Source organism: Enterococcus sp. AZ084 (assembly GCF_051714905.1).
Classification (GTDB): Bacteria; Bacillota; Bacilli; order Lactobacillales; family Enterococcaceae; genus Enterococcus_B; species Enterococcus_B pernyi.
This window is the reverse complement of sequence record NZ_JBIOSS010000001.1, coordinates 151188-175030: the sequence shown is the minus strand read 5'-3', so window position 1 is coordinate 175030 and position 23843 is coordinate 151188. Positions and strand designations below refer to the sequence as shown.

The window sequence follows — 23843 nt, the reverse complement described above, 5'->3', positions numbered from 1 at the left end:
TCGTGTCAAGGCGCTTTGGTTATCAGCCAAAGAAGCTGAGCGAACGTTGGTCTTATCAGTATATGCCTGAAGGACCACGTACGTGAACAAACAAAAAGGAGAAGACAGATGAAAAAAAATTCAGTTACACTCACTCTAATTTTTACGTTTATTCTATCGATCTTTAGCTTGACCACTTTGGCTCATGCAGATGATAAAACACCGAGCGATCAATTTCGTGTCGGAATGGAAGCTGGTTATGCGCCCTTTAACTGGTCTCAACAAACAGATGCAAACAATGCCTATCCAATTCAAGGACAAAACAGCTTTGCTGGCGGATATGATGTACAAATTGCCAAAAAGGTAGCTGAAGGTTTAGGTAAAGAACTAGTCATTGTCCAAACGAAATGGGACGGTTTACCGCCTGCCCTTCAATCTGGAAAGATCGATGCAATCATTGCCGGCATGAGCCCGACGGCAGAACGCCAAAAAGAAATCGACTTTACTGATCCATACTATGAATCAGAACTTGTGATTGTCGTACAAAAAGATGGTAAGTTTGCGAATGCGACTAGCTTAGAAGATCTTTCTGGCGCAAAAATCACTGCACAATTGAATACATTCCACTATAACGTGATCGACCAGATCCCAGGAGTGGACAAGCAACAAGCAATGGATAACTTTTCAGCCATGCGAACAGCACTAGCTTCTGGCATGATTGACGGTTATGTTAGTGAACGTCCAGAAGGGGTAACCGCCACAAGCGTCAACCCAGCCTTGAAAATGCTCGAACTAGATGAAGCAAATGGCTTTCAAACAAATCCCGAAGATGTCCAGATTGCTGTAGGGATGCGTAAAGGTGATCCTGATCTTCAACAAGTCAACCAAATATTAAGCGGCATTTCTCATGATGATCGTATTGCTATCATGGACCAAGCCATTGAAGACCAACCTGCGTCAACGGATGGCGATGCAGAAGAAACTGGCTTGCTCCATGATTTCAAGACGATTTGGGATCAATATGGCAACATGTTCTTACGCGGAGCTGGTTTGACACTATTTATCGCATTGATCGGTACAGTTGTAGGAACAACATTAGGTTTATTGATTGGCGTCTTTCGCTCAATTCCAGAATCTGATAATAAAGTGACACGCTTCTTCCAAAAAGTAGCTAATTTCTTATTATCTGTTTATATCGAAGTCTTCCGTGGTACACCAATGATGGTTCAAGCCATGGTCATCTTCTATGGATTGGCTCTAGCCTTTGGTATTTCTCTGGATCGCACGATTGCTGCGTTGTTCATCGTTTCGATCAACACCGGTGCGTATATGACTGAGATTGTACGTGGTGGGATTTTTGCAGTAGATGGCGGACAATTTGAAGCAGCCCAAGCGATCGGCATGACCCACAGTCAAACGATGCGTAAAGTCGTGATTCCGCAAGTATTGAGAAATATTTTGCCGGCTACTGGAAATGAGTTTGTCATCAATATCAAAGACACCGCCGTATTAAGTGTCATTGGTGTAGCAGATCTATTCTTCCAAGGAAACTCTGCCTCTGGTGCCAACTTCCAATTCTTCCAAACATTCACGATCGTTGGGATCATCTACTTGATCATGACCTTCACGATTACAAGAATCCTACGTGTGATTGAGAAGAAAATCGACGGACCTACTGCGTATACAAAAATTGAAGAAGTCAACAACGCGAACCTACAGGAATAAGGAGGCAGTCCTATGAGTGAGAATATCATCGAAATCAATCATTTAAGTAAAAAATTCGGCGACAATGAAGTGCTGAAAGATATTAGCATGACCGTCAATAAAGGGGAAGTCGTGACCATCATCGGTTCCTCTGGTTCAGGTAAATCAACATTCTTACGTTGTATCAATTTACTAGAAAAACCATCAGGTGGCGAGATCATTTACAACAACGAAAACGTCTTAGCACCAAAATATAATTTACCAAAGTATCGGACAAATGTCGGTATGGTTTTCCAATCTTTCAATCTTTTCAATAATATGAATGTTTTAGAAAATTGTATTTCTGGACAAACCACTGTCTTAAAAAGAGAGAAAGAGCATGCCCGTAAAGTGGCAATCGAAAACTTAGAAAAAGTCGGTATGAGACAATACATCGAAGCTCGTCCTTCTCAACTATCCGGTGGTCAAAAACAACGGGTCGCTATCGCTCGTGCTCTATCAATGAACCCTGATGTGATGCTCTTCGATGAGCCAACTTCTGCCCTTGATCCTGAAATGGTCGGTGAAGTATTGAATACGATCAAAGATCTAGCCCATACTGGACTGACAATGATCATCGTAACCCATGAAATGGAATTTGCGAAAGAAGTATCTGACCGAGTGATCTTCATGGATAAAGGTGTGATTGCGGAAGAAGGAAGTCCTGAAGATATCTTCGTTCATCCAAAAGAAACACGTACGAAAGAGTTCTTGTCACGCATTTTGAATAACTAATAAAGTATCAAATCACCCTTAGTATTCAAACTACCGCAACTTGATTGAGCAAGGTCATCCTACTCAAAAAGTTGCGGTTTTTCTTTTTATTTATTGTTTTTGTTCCGATCGCTTTATCGGTTGAACTTTTGCGCAACCTCACGTAACATGTGGTTGTGAGAAACCTCTCCAAATTAAGAAGATTCAGATATTGGAGTGATCTTTTGACTAACATTTTTTCGAGGCAGTGAAAACACGCTACTTATTCCTCTCACAGGGTTAGCAGACGTTTCGACAATGTGTAGCATCATTCTAGAGAATTCGATAATTTTCAGAAAATTGTTGCAATTCATCACATAATTTGTTACTTTTAACAAAATACAAAAAAGTAAAGGAGTTTTCTATGTCAAAAAAATTATCATTCAAAGAAAATCTATTCATCGGTTCCATGCTATTTGGCCTATTTTTTGGAGCTGGTAATCTTATATTTCCTGTCCATATGGGGCAAGAAGCTGGTGCGGATATCTTCTGGGCAAATCTTGGCTTTTTAGTTACAGGGATCGGTTTACCTTTCTTAGGTGTCATTGCGATCGGTGTTTCAAAGACCTCTGGTGTCTACGAATTAGCACAACGAATCAATAAAACTTATGCACTTATTTTTACTGTCTTACTTTATTTAGTCATTGGTCCATTTTTTGCCTTACCACGTTTGGCAACTACTTCTTTTGAAATTGGCTTAGCACCTTTTATCCCAGCAGAAAATCAAACATTATTTTTAGCTATTTTTAGTTTCTTATTCTTTTTAGCTGCTTGGTGGTTATCCAAACGTCCAACTAAAATCTTGGATTATGTTGGTAAATTTTTGAATCCCGCATTTTTAGTATTACTAGGGATCTTGCTATTACTTGCTTTTATCAACCCACTTGGCTCAGTGGCGGATGCGCCTGTCCAACCTCACTACCAAAACCAAGCATTCTTCACTGGTTTTACACAAGGATACAACACGTTGGATGCGTTAGCTGCCTTAGCTTTTGGGATCATTATCGTCACGACGATTCGTGGCATGGGTGTCACAAAGCCTTCTGATATTGCAAGAGATACGATCAAATCAGGCGCGATCAGCATCGTTTTGATGGGGATCATCTATACCCTACTTTCTTATGCAGGAACAATGAGTCTAGGAACATTCCCAATGAGTGCGAATGGTGGTATCGCCTTAGCACAAATTGCTGATCACTATTTAGGAACTTACGGGAGTATCCTATTAGCCTTTATCGTGATTCTTGCTTGTTTAAAAACAGGTATCGGACTGATTACTGCATTCGCAGAAACATTCACTGAATTGTTTCCTAAAAGAAGCTATCTATTCTTTGTAACCGGAACAAGCTTATTGGCATGTTTAGTTGCGAACGTGGGCTTGACGAATATTATTCAGATTTCTTTACCTGTTTTGATGTTTATTTATCCATTGGCAATGACCTTGATCTTACTTGTATTGATTGGGCCATTATTTAAACAACGTACTTCTGTTTATCGAATGACCACATATTTCACATTACTCGCATCCATCGTGGATGGACTGAATGCTTGTCCTGATTCAATCAAGCAAACAAGTTTCGTCAAAGGAATTTTAACATTTGCTGATTCCTATCTCCCATTCTTCTCATTAGGAATGGGCTGGATCACACCAGCATTGATTGGCTTTATCATCGGATTACTCTGGAGTTTCTTTAAAAATGAAAAAAAGTCTGACTTGATTGTTAGCTAACAAAAAAAAGAGATGTTTAACTTTTTGTATAAAAAAATTAACAACTTTGGTAAACTTTCGTCACAAAATATTCACAACTCACCTTTAATATATAAGTATACCAACAAACAACCCTAACAACACTTTTTCATTTTTAACTCCTTTCCTGCTAGCTCCCCGGCTAGCAGGTCCTTTTTTTTTATTCATACCGATCCAACAAATCAAGTTCTTTGAGAATCTTTAGATTCTCTCTCTAGTAAGAAAAACATATAAAAAAGCTATGAAAAAGCAATCTACTTTTTCATAGCTTTTATTCTTATTTAGATAATCGCTCTTGGTCTCCCGTAGGTGAAAGACTAGTGATTTTTTCGATTTGTTCAATTGGGACGATTCGGATTTGTTGCTCTTGGTTTTGCAAGCGAATCATCACTCGGTCATGCTCAACTGTTTTCGTTGCCACCCAACCGGAAAAGGTTTCGTACTTATTGCTTAGTGGATTCTCGCGCACTTGTAGAATCACTAAACTATTCTGAGCTGCAGCTTTCTGGAGTTCGAGAATGAACTCCCCTTGTAACCGTACATTCTCAGCTTTTTCTTCTGTGTCATTCACAAATGAATCAAAAAGTTGAAACGAAGTATTAGTCACTAACTTTGTCAGTTTCTTCATTGGTGATACTGTTTCTTCATCCATTGAATGTACCCCTCCCCTAGCTAAGAATATGTTACTTAATTACTCCTATTTTATCCAATTTTTCTTAAAAAAACAAGAATATAGTTTATTTTATACCAACTTTTACCTAAAACCACCAAACAATACATGTGTTATTTTAAGTCGTTTTCCATCCATAATTCAAGCCATTTTTCTAAGCCTTCATTGATCAATCGATAGGTTTCTTCAAAGTTATTCGTGTAATATGGATCAGGTACATTTTGTGCTTTTTTGCCAATGACTGGACTCAAAAATAGTTGGATTTTCTCTTGCGCTTCAATCGGCGCAAGTTGCTTTAAGTCAGCCACATTTGACTGATCCATACCGATGATCCAATCAAATTTTTGGAAGTCTTCTTGACGTATTTGGCGAGCAATCATTTCTTGCGTATCAACATGTTCTTTTGCCAAGATCGCTTGTGTACCTGGATGAGGGGCACTACCTACCTCATAGGTACTTGTTGCAGCCGAATCAATGACGAAGGAATCCAACAGATCCTGTTCTGCTACTTTCTTTTTTAATAACCCTTCTGCCATAGGTGAACGACAAATGTTTCCTAAACAAACAAATAATACTTTCGTCATAGCATTCTCTCCTTTTGTATTCCTATTTTTGGAATCAATGAAAAAAGGTCATTCGTCTTTTATTTCCTGTTCTTCTTCCAATGCGTACAACCGATACGAATACAATTCAGTATCTTTGGCTAAACGAAAGAACTGCATTGCAACTTCTAAGGGTGTTTCTGTATAACCTTGTGTGATCCAATTGACTAAGACTCCACTACAGCCATAAGAGAAAAAACGAGCATAAAATAATTTATCTTTGGAAGTTAGTTGTTTTTCTTCATCCATTTGCTCAAATATTTTAATAAATGAGGGTTGGATCAACGCAGAAAATTGCTTTTGCAGAATCTCCTGTTCTGAACTAACGGTACTTGAATAGAACTGTTTATTTTCGGCAATGGCTTTTAACATCAGCAATGCTTGCTCTTCCCAATTGTCGAGAGAAAGCGATTCTGTTTTTAGGTAATGCAATGAATCTTCATAGTACACCCAACGCAATAAATCATACTTATCGGTGAAATGATAATAAAATGTTTGTCGGTTGATGCCTGCTTCGTGTGCGATCTGTTGCACACTGATTTTTCGAAAAGGCTGTGTTTCGCAAAGCGACACCAAGACTTTTTTGATCATTTGTTTCGTATGTGAAGCGTCTCCCACAATGATCCCTCCCATCTCTTCAATCAATATTCTACTATTTGCTCTTTCAATAGAAAAGAGTGATCACACTTGGTAGTCATAGCCAAAGTGTTCATACGCATAGGCGGTAGCGATCCGCCCACGAGGAGTCCGTTTCAAAAAGCCTTTTTGGATCAAAAAAGGTTCATACATATCTTCGACTGTTTCTCGCTCTTCTCCAATATTAACGGATAAAGTGCTTAGACCTACTGGACCCCCACCATACAGCTCGATCATCGTACGTAGCAATTTCTGATCGACATAATCCAATCCCGCTTGATCGACCTGTAAGAGTGTCAATGCGCGGTCAGCAATCAACTGATCGATCTTGCCATCTCCTTGTACTTGGGCAAAATCACGCACTCGTTTTAACAAGCGATTAGCGATCCGGGGGGTCCCACGGGAACGTCGTGCGATTTCTAAAGCCCCTTCGGTGATGATCTCCGTTTGAAAAATATCGGCAGATCGTAAAACGATTTCTCTTAAGTCTTCTTCTTCATAGTATTCCATATGAGAAATGATCCCAAAACGGTCACGTAAAGGTGCAGAGAGCATCCCTGCTCGAGTCGTTGCACCGATCAAAGTAAAAGGTGGTAATGGAAAATGAACGGGGTGAGCGGTCGGTCCTTGACCTACCATGATATCTACATAGAAGTCTTCCATCGCCGAATAAAGCATCTCTTCTGCCACACGAGGTAAGCGATGGATCTCATCGATAAATAAAACATCCCCTGCTTCTAGTTCATTCAAAATTGCCACCAAATCTCCGGGTCGCTCGATGGCTGGTCCACTTGTCGTACGGATATTGACTTGCATCTCGTTTGCGATGACCATAGCCATCGTTGTTTTCCCCAATCCCGGAGGACCGTATAACAAGACGTGGTCTAACGGTTCTTCACGATTACGCGCCGCTTCGATATAGATACTCAATTCTTGTTTTACTTTGTGCTGACCGATGTATTGCGCAAGCAATTGAGGGCGCAAAGATTTTTCTAAACTTAATTCATTTTCACCGGGTTCTGGTGAAAGAAGATGTTCATCTGTCATCGAGCGTCCTCCTTACTTTTTCATCATCAATTTCAGTGCTTGCCTTAAATACTCATCCGTTGTTTGATTGTCGATTTCTTTTAGTTGTTTCTCCACACGTTTGATTTCACGCTCACTGTAGCCAAGAGCAGATAGAGCTTCCATTGCCTCTGATAAGGCACTTGCATCTTGTACCGTTGCTTCATCGAATAAAGAAAATGGGGTGTCGATACTCAATTCGCCAAATTTGCCTTTTAGATCCAAAATCATTTGTTGTGCTGTTTTTTTACCTACACCAGGAAACTTAGTTAAGTAAGTGACATCGCCAGTTTCCACCGCTTGAATCAAGCCAGAATGATCATCACTCGCCATGATCGCTAATGCACTTTTAGGTCCAATCCCTGAAACGCTGACTAATCGTAAAAACAATTGTTTCTCCTCGAGTGAATCAAAACCGTATAGTAAATGTGCATCTTCACGAATGACTTGATGAACATAGATTTTTACTTCTTTATCTAACTTACTACTGTAGCGGTAAGGGTTGCCCAACGCAATTTGATAGCCCACTCCTTGCGTTTCTACAACGATATAATACGGACTGATAAAAGTCACGATGCCTCTTAGATATTCATACATTGAAATTTCCTCTTTCTTTCGCACACATACGTTCCCATATTTCTATCCATTGTAGCATACTTTGCGATTTAAAAAAAGTGTTCCCGAAAACAGAACTACGAGCTTAGATCTTTGATAAAGACCCAAACTCGTAGCATATTTTCTCTGTATATTAGCGATTGATAGTTGCTTGTCCAACCATTTCTTCATGTTGTACTTGGCCTGATTTACTTAATGAGAAATCAGCTACTTTGTCCATATTCGTTAGAACAACTAAGACATCTGTCTGCTTACCTGCTTGTTCAACGGCACCGAGATCCATCTCTGCTAATAGCGTAGTTGGTGATACCTGTTCGCCTTCTTTCACAAGAACATTGAAGGGTGTTCCTTTTAATTCAACAGTATCAAGTCCCATATGAACAAGAACTTCCACACCGGTTTCACTCAGAATACCGATTGCATGTTTTGTTTCAAATACACTAGTTACTTTACCATTTACTGGCGAATAGATTTTTTGATTGTCCGGAACGATCGCATAGCCTTCACCCATCATTTTTTGTGAGAAAACTGGATCATTCACTTCTGTAATTGCTTTGATTTGTCCGTCTGCAACGGCGAATAACTCTTCATTGGCAGTGGCTACAGCAGTTGTTCCTGCGGCTTCAAAGTTTTGTGTAGGAATCGATACGCCTTCCGCAGTTTGTAAAACACTTACTTCTTCTGGATTGACTGGATCTAATTTGTTCAAAATCCCTTTACGTCTAAACACTACAGTTAAACCAAATGGTACGATGATGGCGATGATCATTGCGATCGTGAATGGTAACCACGTTTGTGCTTGGATCGCTAAGATTCCTGGCAAGCCACCGACACCGATCGCATTTGCTCGAACATCCATCAAGTTTGCAAACATTCCTGCAACACCAGAACCGATCATTGCAGCTACAAATGGATAAACATATTTCAAGTTGATCCCAAACATTGCTGGTTCCGTTACCCCTAGATAACAAGAAATCATCGCTGGGATAGAAACTTGTTCTTCTTTTTTATTGCCACGATGCAAGAAGATGATTGCTAGTACGGCAGAGCCTTGCGCAATATTTGACAATGCGATCATTGGCCATAAATTAGTTGAACCAAAGTCAGCGATCAACTGCATATCGATTGCATTTGTCATATGGTGTAATCCCGTAATAACCAGTGGCGCATACAAGAAACCAAATAACGCACTGAATAACCAACTGATTGATGAAGTCAATCCAGTGTTCACGATTGATGAAATCCAGTTACCAATTGCCCAACCGACTGGACCTAACACTACATTAGCCGCGATAACAGTTGGTAATAGTGAAAACAGTGGGACAAAAATCATTGAGATTGATTGTGGGATATACTTACGGAAGAAAATCTCTAAATAGGCAAGTAAGAACCCGGCAAGCATCGCTGGAATGACTTGCGCTTGGTAACCAATCATTTGTACTTGTGCAAAGCCAAAGTCCCAAAATGGGATATCTGCAGCGGCAGTTGAAGCGACACTATAGGCATTTAATAATTGCGGTGAAACCAAAGTAATCCCTAAAACAATTCCTAAAATCTGTGTCGTTCCCATTTTCTTTGCAATACTCCAAGTGATCCCTACAGGTAGGAAATGGAAAATCGCTTCCCCAGGTAGCCATAAGAATGAATTCACACCATTCCAGAATGTTGAACTTTCTGCAATCGTTCCACCTAAACTCTCGAACTGAATGCCTTCCAACACGTTACGGAACCCTAAAATCAATCCCCCAACAATGATTGCTGGAATCAATGGTGTGAAGATTTCAGCTAGAACTGCAATTGCTCGTTGCAACGGATTAAGATTCTGTTTTGCAGCAGCTTTACTTTGTTCTTTTGAAACGCCTTCAACTCCTGATACCGCAACAAAGTCGTTATAAAATGTTGAGACATCGTTGCCGATGATCACTTGGAATTGACCGGCATTGGTAAACATTCCTTTTACACTGTCAATCTCTTCGATCTCAGCTTCATTTGCTTTTGCAGGGTCATTTAAAACAAAGCGCATTCGTGTCGCACAATGGCTGACCGCAGCAATATTTTCTTTCCCGCCGACTCCCTTTAACAGCTTCTCGGCATCTGCTTGATATTTCCCCATAACATAAACCCCTTTCATTTGACTTGTTTATACAAGTTGCTTTGTACTCACACTATAATGTTTTTCTCAACAAATTGCAAGCGTTTTATGCTAAAAACATAAATAACTTGTAATCGTTATTATCCTTGTCGTAGAAACATCTTCCTTCTATCCAAGTCCAATTTGAAATCTCCATATAGCTGTAGTATAGTTTATAAGCGAAGAACGAACGATTGCCCAAAGGAGAGGAAAGATGAATAAATTCAATGAAATTTTTTTAGACTTAGAAAAGAAAATCTTAGACAAAGAGTATCCTCCTCATACTTTACTACCCAGTGAAAATCAATTGATCAAAATTTATGGTGTTTCACGGGAAACAATTCGTAAAGCACTTAATCTATTGACGACAGAAGGATATATTCAAAAGAAACAAGGAAAAGGATCGATCGTTTTAGACCGTAACCGCTTTGACTTTCCCATTGCTGGATTGACAAGCTATAAAGAGCTTCAAGAAAACCAACATATCCCTAGTGAAACGATCGTGCAAACACTTGAAGAAACAGTAGTCGATAAAGAATTGCACAAAGTTACTGGTTGGCCGATCGATACACCTGTCTGGCATTTAGTCCGCCAAAGGAAAATCAATGGCGAAGTCGTCATTTTAGATCGGGACTATTTATTAAAAGAAACCGTACCTACTTTGACCAAGGAACAAGCAAGCAACTCGATTTATGAATACTTTGAAAATGAGCTAGATCTCTCCATTGCCTATGCCCAAAAAGAAATCACTGTCGAACCAATCGATGCCAGTATTTCAGAGTCGATGGACCTCCATGACGATCCTTATGTCGTAATTGTCCGTGGCCTCGTTTATTTAGAAAATACTGAATGCTTCGAATACACTGAATCGATCCACCGCCTCGACAAATTCCGCTTCGTAGAATTTGCACGAAGAAGAAGGTTGTGAGAAAGCCGTTCAGCTCCGAGTAGTAAGACGGAACGTGAGAAAATAGCTTCTCATATTTTTTCACGTTTTGACTTACTATTGAAGGAGTTGGCTTTCGAACACCGTTTATCTAGGTTGTAAGAAAAGCGTCCTGACCTGAACAGTAAGATAGGAAATTGAAAAATAGCTTCTCATATTTTTCAAATTTTTTAGCTTAATGTTGAAGGTCAGCTTTTCGAACACCGTTTATCTAGGTTGTGAAAAAGCCCAGTAGCTCAACGTAATTAGGTAGCAAGTAAAACCTGTTCGTTAAATTTCCGCTAAATCGCTAGGCTATCCTCCCTACTTAAAGCAGATTGTTTGCTTCTATTTCAGATGGCAGTATGATTAGGAGACAAAGGGGGCAGTATCAATGAGTAAACCAACCGACACAAACAAAGAGGACTTAAAAGAAACATTATCTCCGATTTCTTATGCAGTGACACAAGAAAATGCGACAGAACGTCCATTTACTGGAAAATACGACGATTTTTATGAAAAAGGGATCTATGTCGATATTGTCAGCGGCGAACCGCTTTTCAGTTCTGCAGAGAAATATGATGCAGGCTGTGGCTGGCCAGCTTTCAGCCAACCCATCAGCAGAAAAGACGTCAAAGAAAAAGCGGATTTTTCTCATGGGATGCACCGAGTCGAAGTAAGAAGTAATGAAGCCGACTCCCATCTTGGACATGTTTTTAATGATGGACCCGCAGATAAAGGTGGCTTACGCTATTGCATCAACTCTGCTGCCTTGAAGTTTATCCCTTATGAAGAAATGGATGCTGCTGGTTACAGTGAATATAAATCAATTGTCGAATAAGTCGAATGTGATAAAATCACATCGCTCCGAAAAATAAGCCTGAACCTCCGGAAATTGTTCTAATTTCTGGAGGTTCAGGCTTATTTTTGAAGGTGCGCTATAACTTTTATATGATCAAGATCCTTAATACTCGTGCCCATGGAGATTGCCCACTTCTTCAAAACCAGCAGCCTTCCCCTTTTGATGAAAGATTTCTTGCTTGTTTTCTCGGACAATCAAGGTCATCTCTGTACTCGCTTTTTCACGGATGATCCGACTCATTTGACCTTGTTGTGGCGCCATCAACGCATGCCCTTCTTTTGCTAACACTTGCATTTCTAGTTCAATATTTTTTTGCTGTATTCGAATGATCAGATGCTCCTCTTCACGGAAAATCTCCGAAATTTTAGCTCCATCATAGGTGGATAAGCGATATTCTTCCCCACCGACTTGCAAAACCGAAATGATTCCTAAAAAACGAAAACCTAAAAACGGGATCTCTGCTGCGGAAAAGAAAAAGCGAGCATCCGAATCGCTAAACTGATTGCATTGGACCCATAAATAGGTTGCGGGAAAGGAACTTCCCCAGTCCTTTTCTAAATATCCGATTCCATTTGTAAAATCAATCAATTGGCCGTTCCAACTCAACGTTCCTTCTAACGAATGCTTCATGCTTAAAATTCCGTGATAGCATTCCATAAAAGATAAATAAGAGAAAGGTCCCATGATACTCGGGGCATAGCGACTCCTTTTTAACGGAGTAAACTCTCCATAAGAAATCGTTCCTTCAATCGTCAATGAGGGGCTACGTAAAGCTAGTGTGATTCCTTCCTCACTAAATGTATTCTCACCGATTTTCACAAATAAACGATCTTCGCTTGCCATGAAGACTTCACGATCAAAATGAAAGACTTCCGAAGACTCATGATTGATCACTTGGATAAACGGGCACTTTTCTCCTTGTTCTCCAATGGAGTAACCCGGAATAAATGCGTAGACTTCATCGCCGATTTGATGCTTAAAATACCAACCTTCAAAGAACGGCGCTTTTTTCGTTTCACCATGATAAAACTTATCCGTTGTAATCACTTGGTCCACTCCCTTCAGCTAGATTAAGTTTACCATGTTTTTTTATAGCTTCTAGCCGATACGCTTGACTCTAGGTCATGAACTAATGTAACCAGAAAAAACACATGATCCGTTTCTTGCTACTCGGATCATGTGTTTTTGATTTCATTCACCTAGATACAGATGTCCACGATTTTAGGACAAAAGATCTGGCCATTTTTTCAACGCCTGATTGACTGCGCCGATCGGAAAGCCGACAATACTATAGTAATCGCCAGAAATCGCCTCTACGAAAGCCCCTGCGTAACTTTGAATGCCGTACGCCCCAGCTTTATCACGGTGATCGCCAGTTGCTAGATAGCGCTCGATCTCTTCATCGGTCAATTCATAAAAAGTGACTGATGCTTGGGAAAGGATGCACTCTTCTTGCGTCCCATCAGTTATTACGACGGCTGTGTAGACGTCGTGTGTCGTACCACTGAATTTGCGTAACATCCGTTTTGCCTCTTCATCATCCTCCGGTTTACCAAGGATTTCGTTTCCTAGAACTACGGTAGTATCACTAGCAATGACTAACGTTTCTTCATTATTTTGTACAGCAGCTGCTTTTTCTGCTGCCATTCGTTGAACATAAGCAACTGGGTCTTCTTTTGGCTTAGGCGTTTCATCAATATCTGCCGGTTGGATCGAGAATTCTGGCACTAATCTTTCGAGTAATTCTTTTCTTCTAGGCGACTGTGAAGCCAATACTATTTTCATCAAAAACTTCCTTTCCGAATCTCGCGGGTCAATGCGGATCTTGGATTCGTTTGAACATTCGTTCCATGTCTGAATTCGTAAAGTGGATCAATACCGGACGACCATGAGGACAGTTGAACGGATTCTCACATTTTGCTAAGTCTTTTAGTAAGACTCTCGCTTGTGCCTCATTCAAATAGTGATTCGCTTTGATCGAGCGTTTACAGCTCATCATGATCGCTGTGGCTTCTCTGAATTTCTTCACACTCACTTCACCCGTTGTCAATAACATGTCGATCATCCCTTGAATGATCGATTCTTCTTCCCCACTTGGATACCATGTCGGATGCGCTCGCACGATAAAACTATTCTGACCAAATTCTTCCAGATAAATGCCCGCCTCTTCCAATAGTTCTTTCTTCTCTTTTAACTTGATTGCATCACTATTAGGATAGTCTAAAACAAAAGGCACGAGTAATTCTTGCAAATCATCTGAAACATCGCCGATTTTTTCACGGAAATATTCATATTTGATCCGCTCTTGCGCAGCATGTTGGTCAATGATGTATAAGCCTTCATTGCTTTGGGCAAATAGATAGGTTCCGTGCATTTGGCCAAAATATTCAAGGTGCGGAAAGCGTTGTGTGGGTACTTCCTGCTCGATTTTATCAATGGCTTTTTCTAAACTACGACTATCTTGCGTCAGATCAAATTCGGGATGCAGTTTGAGTTCTTCTTGCCCACGGTCAAGTTCTGCTTCACTTTCTTCCACTGGATCGTGTGGTTCTTCATAGTTATCAACAGTGGATAAATCAATTGCTTGAAAGTTATCCACTGGTTTTTCTACAAAGTTATCAACACTTTCACCAGAGTTATCCACCGTTTTTTCCTCTTTTTCTGGATAATTCAGTGTATCTTCAGAAAAAACAGAAGAGTTTTCAACATTTTCCACAGACTTATCAACAGGGCAGGCTGGTTTTTGTGGATTTTCTTCCACGTAAAATGTACCTGTCTGGCGATCGAAATTTAAACTTTGCGGTTTCTTTGGTGGTTCCTCAAACGCATAAGAAAGATCGATTTCGATTTGTTCTGTTTTAGGTTGATCGGCAATTTTTTTCTTGAAGCGCAAATTGTCTGCTGCACTAGGAATCAGATTTTCTTGACTTAGTGCTTGTTGAATCGCTTGTGCAATCAATTCAGTCAATTCTTTTTCCTTCGATAGACGAACTTCTTGCTTCGTTGGATGAACATTCACATCGACAAGCAACGGGTCCATTTTGACTTCTAACACAGCGATTGGAAAACGACCAACCATCAGTTTAGAACCATAACCTGCCACGATTGCTTTGTTCAAGGAAAAGTTCTTGATAAAACGACCGTTGATGATCGTTGAAAGATAATTACGACTCGCACGAGTGACTTCTGGTAAAGAAATGTAACCAGAAACTTCAAAATCTAGATCGTTTGCTTCAACCTTCAACATTTTTTTCGCTGTCGCCAAACCATAGATTCCGGCAATCGTTTGTTTCAAATCTCCGTTGCCAGCTGTTGCTAACATCTTGTTGCCATCATGGACTAAGCGAAAGGCGATGTCGGGATGGCTCAACGCTAGTCGATTGACGATATCGCCTATATTTGCCAATTCCGTTTGTAATGTCTTGACGTATTTTAACCGTGCAGGCGTGTTAAAAAACAAATTGCTCACTGTGATTTTCGTACCTTGTCTCAATGGAGCAGGGCGATGTGTCAACACTTCCCCACCTTTTAATTCAAGATAGGTCCCTTGTGTTTCATCTTGATTAGCTGTCTCGATCGTCAATTCAGAGACAGAAGCAATACTAGGAAGAGCTTCCCCTCGGAACCCTAATGTCCGAATACGGAACAAGTCATCACGGTTATGGATTTTACTCGTCGCGTGACGTTTGAACGCATTTTCAACGTCTTCTGCTAAGATTCCTTCACCATTATCGATGATTTGGATTTTTCTTAAACCGGCTTCTTCTACGAGAATATCGATTTGAGAGCTATGGGCATCAATGGCATTTTCAACAAGTTCTTTCACCACAGAAGCAGGTCGTTCAACGACTTCTCCTGCGGCGATTTGATTGGCCAAGCGTTCGGATAATTCTTGGATCTTCGCCATCGATCAGCACCTTCTTCCTATAATTGTTTTTGCAGTTCGTACAATTTATTCAACGCATCCATTGGCGTCATTTCTAGTAGGTTCAACTGTTTCAATGCAGCAATGATTTGCGTTTCAGCTTCCGTTGCTTCACCAAATAAAGATAGTTGTTGACTCTCTTCATTGACCTGCTGGCTTGGTTGAGTTGTTTGTGTCATTGGATAGTCGCTTTTTTTCGTGACAGATGCTTCAAGTGCCGAGACATGGTGTGTCGTTTCTCCTGATTCTAAAAAGGCTAAGATCGCAGAGGCACGTGACAATAATTCATCTGGTAGACCCGCAATCTTAGCTACATGGATCCCGTAGCTTTTATCTGCTGGACCGTCCATCATCTTGTGTAAAAATACCACATCGCCATCTTTTTCGACTGCACCAACATGGACATTTTTCAATTGCGGCAATTCCGTATCAAGCACTGTCAACTCATGATAGTGCGTAGAAAACAATGTCTTGGCTTTAACGTGTTGATGGATATACTCAATGATAGCTTGTGCTAATGCCATACCATCGTAAGTGGCTGTTCCTCGACCGAGTTCATCAAATAAAATCAAACTGTTCGGTGTCGCATGGCGCAACGCTTGGTTGGCTTCCATCATTTCTACCATAAAGGTACTTTGTCCTGCAATCAAATCATCACTTGCACCGATTCGAGTAAAGATTCGATCAAAAATCGGCAGCACTGCTTTTTGCGCCGGAACAAAACAGCCCATCTGTGCCATCAATACCGTCAATGCCAACTGTCGCATATACGTACTTTTACCAGACATATTTGGCCCAGTGATCAACAAGATCATTTCTTCTTCCGACATGATCACACTATTTGGAATGTATTCTTGATGTCCTAATACTTTTTCTACCACCGGATGACGTCCTTCTTCGATCACCAATGTTTTTTTGTTCGTTAATTCCGGACGAACATATTGATAACGTTCACTGATCGTTGCAAAACTTTGTAAGACGTCTACAGTACTCAATGATTTTGCTAATGTTTGCAATGACTGGATTGCTTTTTTCACTTCTTCTCTAACAGCTAAAAAGAGTTGGTATTCTAGATCTACTGATTTTTCTTCCGCTTCTAGAATCTGTGTTTCTAATTCTTTTAATTCAGGTGTGATAAATCGTTCTGCATTGGCTAAGGTTTGTTTACGTTCATATTTTTCCAGTTCAGCATTCATCAAATTCGCTTTCGTGATTTCAATATAGTAACCAAACACTCGATTAAACCCAACTTTTAAATTTTTGATCCCTGTACTTTGGCGTTCGCGCGCTTCTAATTCTGCTAACCACTGTTTGCCATTTCTCATTGCAGAACGATACGTATCTAGTTGTTCATTGAATCCGTCTTTGATGACATTTCCTTCAGTGATCTGTAAAGGTGCATCCTCTTGGATCGCTTGTTCGATCAATTCCACTAATGTATCCATTGGCTGCATATCTGTTAATAACTCTGTCCATTGCCCTTGATCGATACCTGCGATCAATTCACGAATCATCGGAACTTGTTGGAGCGATGTTTTTAATTGGATCAAATCTCGACCATTGACATTGCCAAAAGCGACTCGTCCAGCTAGACGTTCCAGATCATAGACTTTCGTCAATGCACTCTGCAGATCCAGACGCTCAAAATAACTGTCGATCAGCGATGCTACCATTTCTTGCCGAGCATTGATCTGGTGGGATTGGATCAGCGGACGATCAAGCCATTGTTTTAGCAAACGTCCACCCATTGCTGTTTTGGTTTCATCTAATAACCACAGAAGCGTGCCATGTTTTTTTCCAGTACGGATCGACTGGCTTAATTCTAAATTGAATTTAGAATAATAATCCATCTTCAAAAAATGATCTGGTTGGTATTCGACCGCTTTTTGGATATGTGCCAAACTTCTTTTTTGGGTGACTGCTAAATAAGTAAGTAACTTCCCAGTCGCTTCCTTTTCTAATTCATCCGTCAACTCACTCGTTAGAAAATTGAATTCTGCATTTTCTTCTACACTTTCTTGTTTTGAGAAGACTAAGCCAAGTCTTGTGCTTAATTGTTCATATAACGTTTTGCTGATCTCTGTTCCTAGAATCAGTTCTTTTGTTTGTAGAGCAGAGGTTTCATTCAAAACAGCTTCTTCGTCAAGCAAACGGGCGGTTTTTAATTCTCCTGTACTCAAATCGGCATAAGCAAAACCAAAAGCGGAACCTTGATTGACCACCGCCGTCAGAAAGTTGTTGTCTTTGGCTGATAATCCTTTACTATCCATCACTGTTCCAGGAGTCACTAATTGCACGACTTCTCGTTTGACCATGCCTTTGGTCGTCTTTGGATCTTCGACTTGTTCACAAATCGCTACTTTGTATCCTTTTTCGATCAAACTGTCGATATATCCTTGTGCAGAATGATGCGGTACCCCACACATCGGAATTGGATCATCCGCATTACGATTTCGACTAGTTAATGTCAGTTCTAAGATTTGTGCTGCTTTGACAGCATCTTCATAAAATAATTCATAAAAATCTCCGAGACGATAGAACAAAAAAGCATCTTGGTATTGTGCCTTGATGCTTAGATATTGTTCCATCATTGGAGTGTTCTTAGTTTTTTGAGGCATTATGCTCCTCCTCTATATACTCATTGATTTCATTTTGGATCATTTGAGTCAAGTGCTGCAATAACTCATTTGCTTCCATCAATTGACGGCGGTAAGCGATCACTAAAGGATATTCGTCGATAGATTGCGTCAAGACTTCGATCCGTTTGATCGCTTCTTTTTCTGCTTCTTTTTGTCCATAATGCGCATATTGTACGGCATCTTTTTGCGCTTGCTTCAATGCTTCTGTTTGTTGATTCAAGTAACGACTATGTTTCACTTTATGTTCCAATTCCTGATAACGTGTGATCGTTTCATTCTTCTTTAAAAGAGTCGCCAATTGGTCGACTTCTAATTGGATCGTCGTTTTGTCCTGCACATTCCCTCTCGCTTTCTATTCTCTGTAAGGGCGGTCATCGTTGATTTGGATCAATTGGATATCTTTTGCCTGTCCAGTCTGGTCGTCGATGTCCAAGATACAACCACTTAAAAGCCCTCGACCTTGTTCCACCACTTCAAAACGCTTTGGTAAAGCCGTTAAAAATTTTTCAATCACTGGTTCACGGCGCATCCCTAAAATCCCATCATATGGACCCGTCATACCGACATCCGTCAAATACGCCGTTCCTTGTGGTAAGATTCGTGCATCGTTTGTTTGAACGTGCGTGTGTGTACCGACTACAGCAGATACTTTTCCATCTAAAAACCAGCCCATTGCTTGTTTTTCACTCGTCGTTTCTCCATGAAAATCAACAAAAATGATCGGTGTTCTTTTCCGAGCTTCTTCGACTAACTCGGTCATTTTACGAAATGGATCATCTAAATCAACCATAAATGAACGAGCTTGCATATTGATGACCGCCAGTTCCAATTGATTGACTTTGACAAAAACGATTCCTTGCCCAGGCGTTCCTTCTGGAAAATTTGCTGGACGAACCATTTTTTTCGCATCATCGATAAATTCAAAAATATCACGATTGTCCCACGTATGATTCCCCATCGTCACGACATCTACGCCATCTTGCAGAAACTTCTTATAAATTTTCTCTGTGATCCCACGACCTGAAGCCGCATTCTCACCATTCACGATCGTCATTTGTGGACGATATTTTTTCTTCAAACGAGGGAGATATTCTGTGATTATTTCTCTCCCCATCGCACCTACTACATCACCAATAAACAATACCCGCACACGATTTCCTCTTCTCTTCTAACGTATCTTATATTATAAGTGTTTTAGGAAAGAAAGGAAAGAGGTTGTAATAGAAGCTGTTTTCTAGAATAATCAGAAAGGGTATTTGGAACTTGCTATCAATAGCTTTTTGTATTCTTATCTCTCACTATGTAAATTGATCAAAATTTATTTTTTTATTTTTTTTTGCTAAGTAAACATTAGATAATGCTAAACCTATAAAGAGCATTACCCAAAACAGAAATTTAAAAACAAAAACGACGTATACGACGATGTCTCCCATGATATCACCTCCTATTTTAAAAAAGTCGGATAGTACCTATCTGATAATATGATGGCCTATCGTTTATGTACCAGACAAAAACCCTAAAAAGAGAGGGCATTCCATCAGAAAAATCCTGTTGAATACCCTCTGTTTTGACTAAGTTTATTGCTGAAGCATCGCTTTGACCTAAATCAAAGCTAACTCTTTCAATGCCTTCCAAATACCATCTTGATCATTCGTATCTGTCACCATTTTTGCTTCCGCTTGGACTTCTGGTACGGCATTCCCCATTGCCACCCCAATGCCAGACATACGAAGCATTTCGCGATCATTTTGTCCGTCACCAAAACTGATGACGTCTTCTGGCGCAATCCCTACTCGATTGGCTAGGTTCATGATCGTTACCGCTTTGGAACCATCGTGTGGGACCACATCGACACTATTTTCGTGCCAGCGCACAAAACGGATACGATCGTAAGCGCTGAATTGTTGGTCATAAGAGTGATCAAAGAAAGCTAACGCTTGATACACATCCTGTTTTTCAACAAAGTATTCGTCCAATTCTGGTAAATGTGCACCAAATGAATGCATCGCATCTTCCATCATATCGATACGATTAGATGAAAAGCGTTTGATTGAATCCAAACTTACAAATGCGGTATCAATAGCCTTTTCTTGTGCTTCTTGAATAAATTGGTGTAATTGTTCTTGATCCAGCAAATTTTTATAGACTTGTTCATGATCCAAAAATCCGGCTGCACCGTTACACAGAATATAATTGCTAAATGCTAGATCACGGATAACTTCTTGTGCGTGAAAGCGACTACGCCCTGTAGCAATCGTCACTAAATGTCCATCTTTACGTAGTTTTTCCAAGGCTTCCCTTGTACTATCCAACGCCTGTTTGTTGGAGTCTAACAACGTGCCGTCGATATCAAAAGCAATTAATTTGCGTGTCATTCTATCTCGCCTCTCTATATATACTTACTTGCTTCTCTCGTTGCAAGCTTGCTTAATTCTTTTGTCAATTGTTCTTTTACCCAAAGTGGATTTGTTTTGCTATAGTCCCGCAACGCCCAACCAATAGCCTTTTGAATAAAAAATTCCTTTGTTGAACGATCTGCATCAATCGCTCGTTCGAGTAGAGCGACATCTGTCTGTTCTTTAAACCCTAGTTGCAGGGTGATCGCAATTCGTCGTAACCAAAAGTCTTCTTGACCTTCAAATAATTTGAAAACCGCCTCAACTTCTTGGTGAAGTTTTCCCCACGTGCTGTAGACTTTTTGCCAAGAATCGATACTGTCCCACCATTCCTTCTGTGAGACAAGCTCAAGTAACCATACTAAGTTATCAAAAGAAAGGCATTTGACGTTCTTTTGGACTAAATCGATCGCTAAATACTGATACTCACGTTCTTCCTGCATATAATAATCTTTTACTAATAAAAGTAAGTCTGAAATAGGTATCTTCTGGCTTTCTTTTAAAAGAGCCTTTTGTAGTAACGCTCTTTCTGGCTTAGGAACTCCTGCAAATCGGAAATGATGCTTCATGTAAGCTTCCAACTGCTGAGCTTTTTCTTTATTATTCGGAAAAACAATTGTCTCCAAGGGATAGCCTCCTTCGATTTTTAAAGGAACGAACTAGTCAACATAAGATGATTTTGATTGATTCAACCATGCATAACCTAAACCAATGACTAAACCACCACCAATGTAATTTCCGATCAATGCAAAGGATAGATTGTGGATCACATTACCAACAGTCATCGCATCCATCTGTCCACCTGAAACAAAATAAGCTAATGTAAATGCCGGGAAGTTGGCAATAACGTGTTCATAGCCTAAAAAAGCAAAAATGAAAATAATGAAAACAATTGCTAAGACTTTCCCCGCATCATCTTTCATTCGCATACTGATCAATACCGCTGTATTTACTACAATGTTGGCAAACATTGCTTCCACTAAAATTGTCATTGTCGGTTTCGTCAATTTGACTGCGATCGACTCTAGCATATAATTATCCATCGGCAGATCTTGGAATGGTGTAGTCAAAGAAACTAAAAAGCCAAATAATACCCCACCGATCAAGTTAAATAAAATACAAGTAAACAGAATTTTTGCAGCTAGTCCTAATTTTAATCGCTTACGTTGGACCCCAACTGACATATAAAGCATATTTGAGGTACCAAGTTCAGCATTCATGTATAAAATCATGACTAACGACCAACTAAACATAAACGCATAAAGTATCTTTCCAAATCCATGAGCAATATGCTCACCTTTGATCGCAATCGAAAAAGCAACAGCAGTTCCAAGTGTCAAAAACAAACTGGCTAATACAGCACGCACGGCATAACGGGCGTAACTATTTCCGATCAAATCAACTTTCTTTTCGATTGATGCCTCAATCTTTTCAAACAACGGTGATACTGGGTTCATCTCTTTTCTCCTTTAAGATTTGTTCAATTATTTTCATGCTTTTGGCATATACCCTCTTATTCTATAGACAGAACTGGGGTTTGTAAAGCTTTTTTGCTACTTATTCTCTTGACATTGATAGGCCATATCGCTTATACTGTAATTCGTGTAAAATAATGCAGCAGAAAAATAATAACTCGTCCCTAGTTTGTTGCCCCGCTTCGGGTTCAATTGCGTAACCGCGGCTGCAAAGGTGAAGATTGAAGAACAAACTATACGATTATGAATTTTTTAACGGATTATTTTACTCCAAAAAATATAGTTATCTATTGGAGGAAATTTTAATGTCTCGTTATACAGGACCATCATGGAAAATTTCTCGTCGCTTAGGTATTTCATTATCTGGCACAGGAAAAGAATTAGCACGTCGCCCTTACGCTCCAGGTCAACATGGACCAAACAGCCGTGGCAAACAATCAGAATACGGTATGCAATTAACTGAAAAACAAAAATTACGTCATATGTACGGTATGAACGAACGTCAATTCCGTAACTTGTTCGTTAAAGCAAGCAAAATCAAAGAAGGTAAACACGGGGTTAACTTCATGATCTTACTAGAACAACGTTTAGACAATGTTGTTTATCGTCTAGGTCTTGCAACTACTCGTCGTCAAGCACGTCAATTAGTTAACCATGGTCATATCATGGTTGATGGCAAACGTGTTGATATCCCTTCATACCACGTTGCAGTTGGTCAAGTGATTTCAGTTCGTGAAAAATCACAAAACATCTCAACTGTAAAAGAAGCAGTTGAAGCAACTGTTGGACGTCCAGCATTCGTAAGCTTTGACGCTGAAAAATTAGAAGGCTCATTGACTCGTTTACCAGAACGTGACGAATTGTACCCAGAAATCGACGAAGCACTTGTCGTTGAATACTACAACCAAAGCCTATAATTCAAAAAACTTTGGTACAAAAAAAGCCGGCTATCTTTTGGATAGCTGGTTTTTTTAGGTTGTGAAAAAGCCGGGTAGCTCCAAGTAATAAGAAATAATGTCCCCGTGTCTTTTCTTCGCTCGGACACACATAAAAAGATAGACCTCAAAACAACGTACGTATTTCGTTGAGTCGAGTGCTATCTTTTTATGTTGGCTTTAGCAGGTTCAGGTGCATCCATGACTCGAACAATAGCAAGAGAAATCAATTTGTATTCGCTACTTGGGTGATAAAACAGCGAAGTTTTTGATATTCTCAATTGTTCTCTGAAGATACAGCTTTTAACTGCTACTTCCCACTTGGTTTAGACGAGGAAAAGAACATGTCCTCTACAGTGTGATGCTTCAAATTTCATAAACTGTCTCGCATCATTGCTTTTCCAATGAAATGTCTCCTTTAAGCAAGCAACTGCTTAGTTTCTCCCTTTATCAATGGTGGATAGACATGTTAACTTGTCACTTTCACAGTTGCTGATTATTGGCACATTCATTCGTCAAACAGCTTTTTGTTACCCATGGCAAATCGATGAATGTTCACTGGCCGTTTCAACCAACAAACCAGTTCATTGACTAGGTTGGGCACCTATCTGTAGAAAGATCACGAATGATCATCCTCATTTTTCTATGTGCCAAAATATAGTTGATTATGTTATATAAAAATTATATCACGTATCAAAACACTTGCTATTCATACTTTTTCTCACATTTGGAAATATTTTTGTAC

The 23843-nt window shown here is 39.9% G+C and carries 21 protein-coding genes; 6 read left to right on the top strand and 15 right to left on the bottom strand.

Features of this window, described 5'->3' with window-relative positions; genetic code table 11:
- Positions 1 to 108 precede the first annotated feature (108 nt).
- The 3 genes from IGI79_RS00875 to brnQ all read left to right on the top strand — a co-directional run bounded on the left by IGI79_RS00875 (position 109) and on the right by brnQ (position 4204).
- Complete coding sequence (locus IGI79_RS00875; RefSeq protein ID WP_010734384.1) at positions 109 to 1704, top strand: ABC transporter permease subunit; 1596 nt, start codon at positions 109 to 111, stop codon at positions 1702 to 1704.
- A gap of 12 nt (positions 1705 to 1716) precedes the next feature.
- Positions 1717 to 2457, top strand: coding sequence for an amino acid ABC transporter ATP-binding protein (locus tag IGI79_RS00870; protein WP_010734385.1), 741 nt, complete (start codon positions 1717 to 1719; stop codon positions 2455 to 2457).
- 382 nt (positions 2458 to 2839) lie between these two features.
- A complete protein-coding gene (gene brnQ, locus IGI79_RS00865; RefSeq protein ID WP_195274116.1) occupies positions 2840 to 4204 on the top strand; it encodes a branched-chain amino acid transport system II carrier protein in 1365 nt (454 codons plus the stop codon).
- A 295-nt stretch (positions 4205 to 4499) separates the two neighbouring features.
- Here brnQ and IGI79_RS00860 read toward each other — a convergent pair whose 3' ends face one another.
- The 6 genes from IGI79_RS00860 to treP form a co-directional block, all read right to left on the bottom strand.
- Positions 4500 to 4874 carry a hypothetical protein gene (locus IGI79_RS00860; RefSeq protein WP_019724219.1) on the bottom strand — a complete coding sequence of 125 codons (375 nt, stop codon included), beginning with the start codon at positions 4872 to 4874 and terminating at the stop codon, positions 4500 to 4502.
- A gap of 131 nt (positions 4875 to 5005) precedes the next feature.
- The gene (locus IGI79_RS00855; protein ID WP_010734388.1) at positions 5006 to 5476 is read right to left on the bottom strand and encodes a low molecular weight protein-tyrosine-phosphatase; all 471 of its coding nucleotides are present in this window, start codon (positions 5474 to 5476) and stop codon (positions 5006 to 5008) included.
- A 48-nt stretch (positions 5477 to 5524) separates the two neighbouring features.
- A complete protein-coding gene (locus IGI79_RS00850; RefSeq protein ID WP_229054039.1) occupies positions 5525 to 6127 on the bottom strand; it encodes a TetR/AcrR family transcriptional regulator in 603 nt (200 codons plus the stop codon).
- 48 nt (positions 6128 to 6175) lie between these two features.
- A complete protein-coding gene (ruvB, locus tag IGI79_RS00845) occupies positions 6176 to 7177 on the bottom strand; it encodes a Holliday junction branch migration DNA helicase RuvB (protein WP_104871807.1) in 1002 nt (333 codons plus the stop codon).
- Between the two features lie 12 nt (positions 7178 to 7189).
- Positions 7190 to 7792 (bottom strand): Holliday junction branch migration protein RuvA, encoded by a 603-nt coding sequence (gene ruvA / locus IGI79_RS00840; protein WP_104871806.1) that lies wholly within the window; start codon positions 7790 to 7792, stop codon positions 7190 to 7192.
- A 151-nt stretch (positions 7793 to 7943) separates the two neighbouring features.
- Complete coding sequence (gene treP / locus IGI79_RS00835) at positions 7944 to 9923, bottom strand: PTS system trehalose-specific EIIBC component (protein WP_065095876.1); 1980 nt, start codon at positions 9921 to 9923, stop codon at positions 7944 to 7946.
- Positions 9924 to 10155: 232 nt separating this feature from the next.
- Between treP and treR the strand changes: the two genes are divergently transcribed.
- Both treR and msrB read left to right on the top strand, forming a co-directional pair.
- Positions 10156 to 10869, top strand: coding sequence for a trehalose operon repressor (gene treR, locus IGI79_RS00830; RefSeq protein WP_195274115.1), 714 nt, complete (start codon positions 10156 to 10158; stop codon positions 10867 to 10869).
- Between the two features lie 391 nt (positions 10870 to 11260).
- The gene (gene msrB, locus IGI79_RS00825) at positions 11261 to 11707 is read left to right on the top strand and encodes a peptide-methionine (R)-S-oxide reductase MsrB (RefSeq protein WP_065095877.1); all 447 of its coding nucleotides are present in this window, start codon (positions 11261 to 11263) and stop codon (positions 11705 to 11707) included.
- 123 nt (positions 11708 to 11830) lie between these two features.
- Here the strand turns inward: msrB and IGI79_RS00820 are convergent, their stop codons facing one another.
- The 9 genes from IGI79_RS00820 to IGI79_RS00780 all read right to left on the bottom strand — a co-directional run bounded on the left by IGI79_RS00820 (position 11831) and on the right by IGI79_RS00780 (position 22145).
- Positions 11831 to 12775 carry a tocopherol cyclase family protein gene (locus IGI79_RS00820; RefSeq protein WP_019723774.1) on the bottom strand — a complete coding sequence of 315 codons (945 nt, stop codon included), beginning with the start codon at positions 12773 to 12775 and terminating at the stop codon, positions 11831 to 11833.
- A gap of 174 nt (positions 12776 to 12949) precedes the next feature.
- Entirely contained in the window at positions 12950 to 13513 is a 564-nt protein-coding gene (locus IGI79_RS00815; protein ID WP_438845605.1) for a Maf family protein, read from the bottom strand.
- A 28-nt stretch (positions 13514 to 13541) separates the two neighbouring features.
- Entirely contained in the window at positions 13542 to 15635 is a 2094-nt protein-coding gene (gene mutL / locus IGI79_RS00810; protein WP_195274112.1) for a DNA mismatch repair endonuclease MutL, read from the bottom strand.
- A gap of 17 nt (positions 15636 to 15652) precedes the next feature.
- Positions 15653 to 18241: a DNA mismatch repair protein MutS gene (mutS, locus tag IGI79_RS00805; RefSeq protein ID WP_396349523.1), complete on the bottom strand. Its 2589-nt coding sequence runs from the start codon at positions 18239 to 18241 to the stop codon at positions 15653 to 15655.
- A 13-nt stretch (positions 18242 to 18254) separates the two neighbouring features.
- A complete protein-coding gene (locus tag IGI79_RS00800; protein ID WP_065095881.1) occupies positions 18255 to 18629 on the bottom strand; it encodes a YlbF family regulator in 375 nt (124 codons plus the stop codon).
- Positions 18630 to 18644: 15 nt separating this feature from the next.
- On the bottom strand, positions 18645 to 19442 hold the full coding sequence (locus tag IGI79_RS00795) for a TIGR00282 family metallophosphoesterase (protein ID WP_195274110.1): 798 nt from the start codon (positions 19440 to 19442) through the stop codon (positions 18645 to 18647).
- A gap of 451 nt (positions 19443 to 19893) precedes the next feature.
- Positions 19894 to 20667 (bottom strand): HAD family hydrolase, encoded by a 774-nt coding sequence (locus tag IGI79_RS00790; RefSeq protein WP_034689358.1) that lies wholly within the window; start codon positions 20665 to 20667, stop codon positions 19894 to 19896.
- 14 nt (positions 20668 to 20681) lie between these two features.
- Positions 20682 to 21314: a DNA alkylation repair protein gene (locus IGI79_RS00785; protein WP_195274109.1), complete on the bottom strand. Its 633-nt coding sequence runs from the start codon at positions 21312 to 21314 to the stop codon at positions 20682 to 20684.
- A 33-nt stretch (positions 21315 to 21347) separates the two neighbouring features.
- Positions 21348 to 22145 (bottom strand): formate/nitrite transporter family protein, encoded by a 798-nt coding sequence (locus tag IGI79_RS00780; RefSeq protein ID WP_195476159.1) that lies wholly within the window; start codon positions 22143 to 22145, stop codon positions 21348 to 21350.
- Between the two features lie 323 nt (positions 22146 to 22468).
- On the opposite strand from IGI79_RS00780, the gene rpsD reads away from it, so the two are divergent.
- Positions 22469 to 23080, top strand: a complete 612-nt coding sequence (gene rpsD / locus IGI79_RS00775) for a 30S ribosomal protein S4 (RefSeq protein ID WP_010734406.1) — start codon at positions 22469 to 22471, stop codon at positions 23078 to 23080.
- Positions 23081 to 23843 lie beyond the last annotated feature (763 nt).

Bases quoted from the DNA above. Each gene is read 5' to 3' on its own strand.
- ruvB (WP_104871807.1), bottom strand. From the start codon at position 7,177: ATGACAGATGAACATCTTCTTTCACCAGAACCCGGTGAAAATGAATTA.
- ruvA (WP_104871806.1), bottom strand. From the start codon at position 7,792: ATGTATGAATATCTAAGAGGCATCGTGACTTTTATCAGTCCGTATTAT.
- brnQ (WP_195274116.1), top strand. From the start codon at position 2,840: ATGTCAAAAAAATTATCATTCAAAGAAAATCTATTCATCGGTTCCATG.
- IGI79_RS00790 (WP_034689358.1), bottom strand. From the start codon at position 20,667: ATGACACGCAAATTAATTGCTTTTGATATCGACGGCACGTTGTTAGAC.
- treR (WP_195274115.1), top strand. From the start codon at position 10,156: ATGAATAAATTCAATGAAATTTTTTTAGACTTAGAAAAGAAAATCTTA.
- msrB (WP_065095877.1), top strand. From the start codon at position 11,261: ATGAGTAAACCAACCGACACAAACAAAGAGGACTTAAAAGAAACATTA.
- IGI79_RS00870 (WP_010734385.1), top strand. From the start codon at position 1,717: ATGAGTGAGAATATCATCGAAATCAATCATTTAAGTAAAAAATTCGGC.
- treP (WP_065095876.1), bottom strand. From the start codon at position 9,923: ATGGGGAAATATCAAGCAGATGCCGAGAAGCTGTTAAAGGGAGTCGGC.
- IGI79_RS00815 (WP_438845605.1), bottom strand. From the start codon at position 13,513: ATGAAAATAGTATTGGCTTCACAGTCGCCTAGAAGAAAAGAATTACTC.
- IGI79_RS00850 (WP_229054039.1), bottom strand. From the start codon at position 6,127: ATGGGAGGGATCATTGTGGGAGACGCTTCACATACGAAACAAATGATC.
- IGI79_RS00860 (WP_019724219.1), bottom strand. From the start codon at position 4,874: ATGGATGAAGAAACAGTATCACCAATGAAGAAACTGACAAAGTTAGTG.
- IGI79_RS00855 (WP_010734388.1), bottom strand. From the start codon at position 5,476: ATGACGAAAGTATTATTTGTTTGTTTAGGAAACATTTGTCGTTCACCT.
- rpsD (WP_010734406.1), top strand. From the start codon at position 22,469: ATGTCTCGTTATACAGGACCATCATGGAAAATTTCTCGTCGCTTAGGT.
- IGI79_RS00780 (WP_195476159.1), bottom strand. From the start codon at position 22,145: ATGAACCCAGTATCACCGTTGTTTGAAAAGATTGAGGCATCAATCGAA.
- mutL (WP_195274112.1), bottom strand. From the start codon at position 15,635: ATGGCGAAGATCCAAGAATTATCCGAACGCTTGGCCAATCAAATCGCC.
- IGI79_RS00875 (WP_010734384.1), top strand. From the start codon at position 109: ATGAAAAAAAATTCAGTTACACTCACTCTAATTTTTACGTTTATTCTA.
- mutS (WP_396349523.1), bottom strand. From the start codon at position 18,241: ATGGAACAATATCTAAGCATCAAGGCACAATACCAAGATGCTTTTTTG.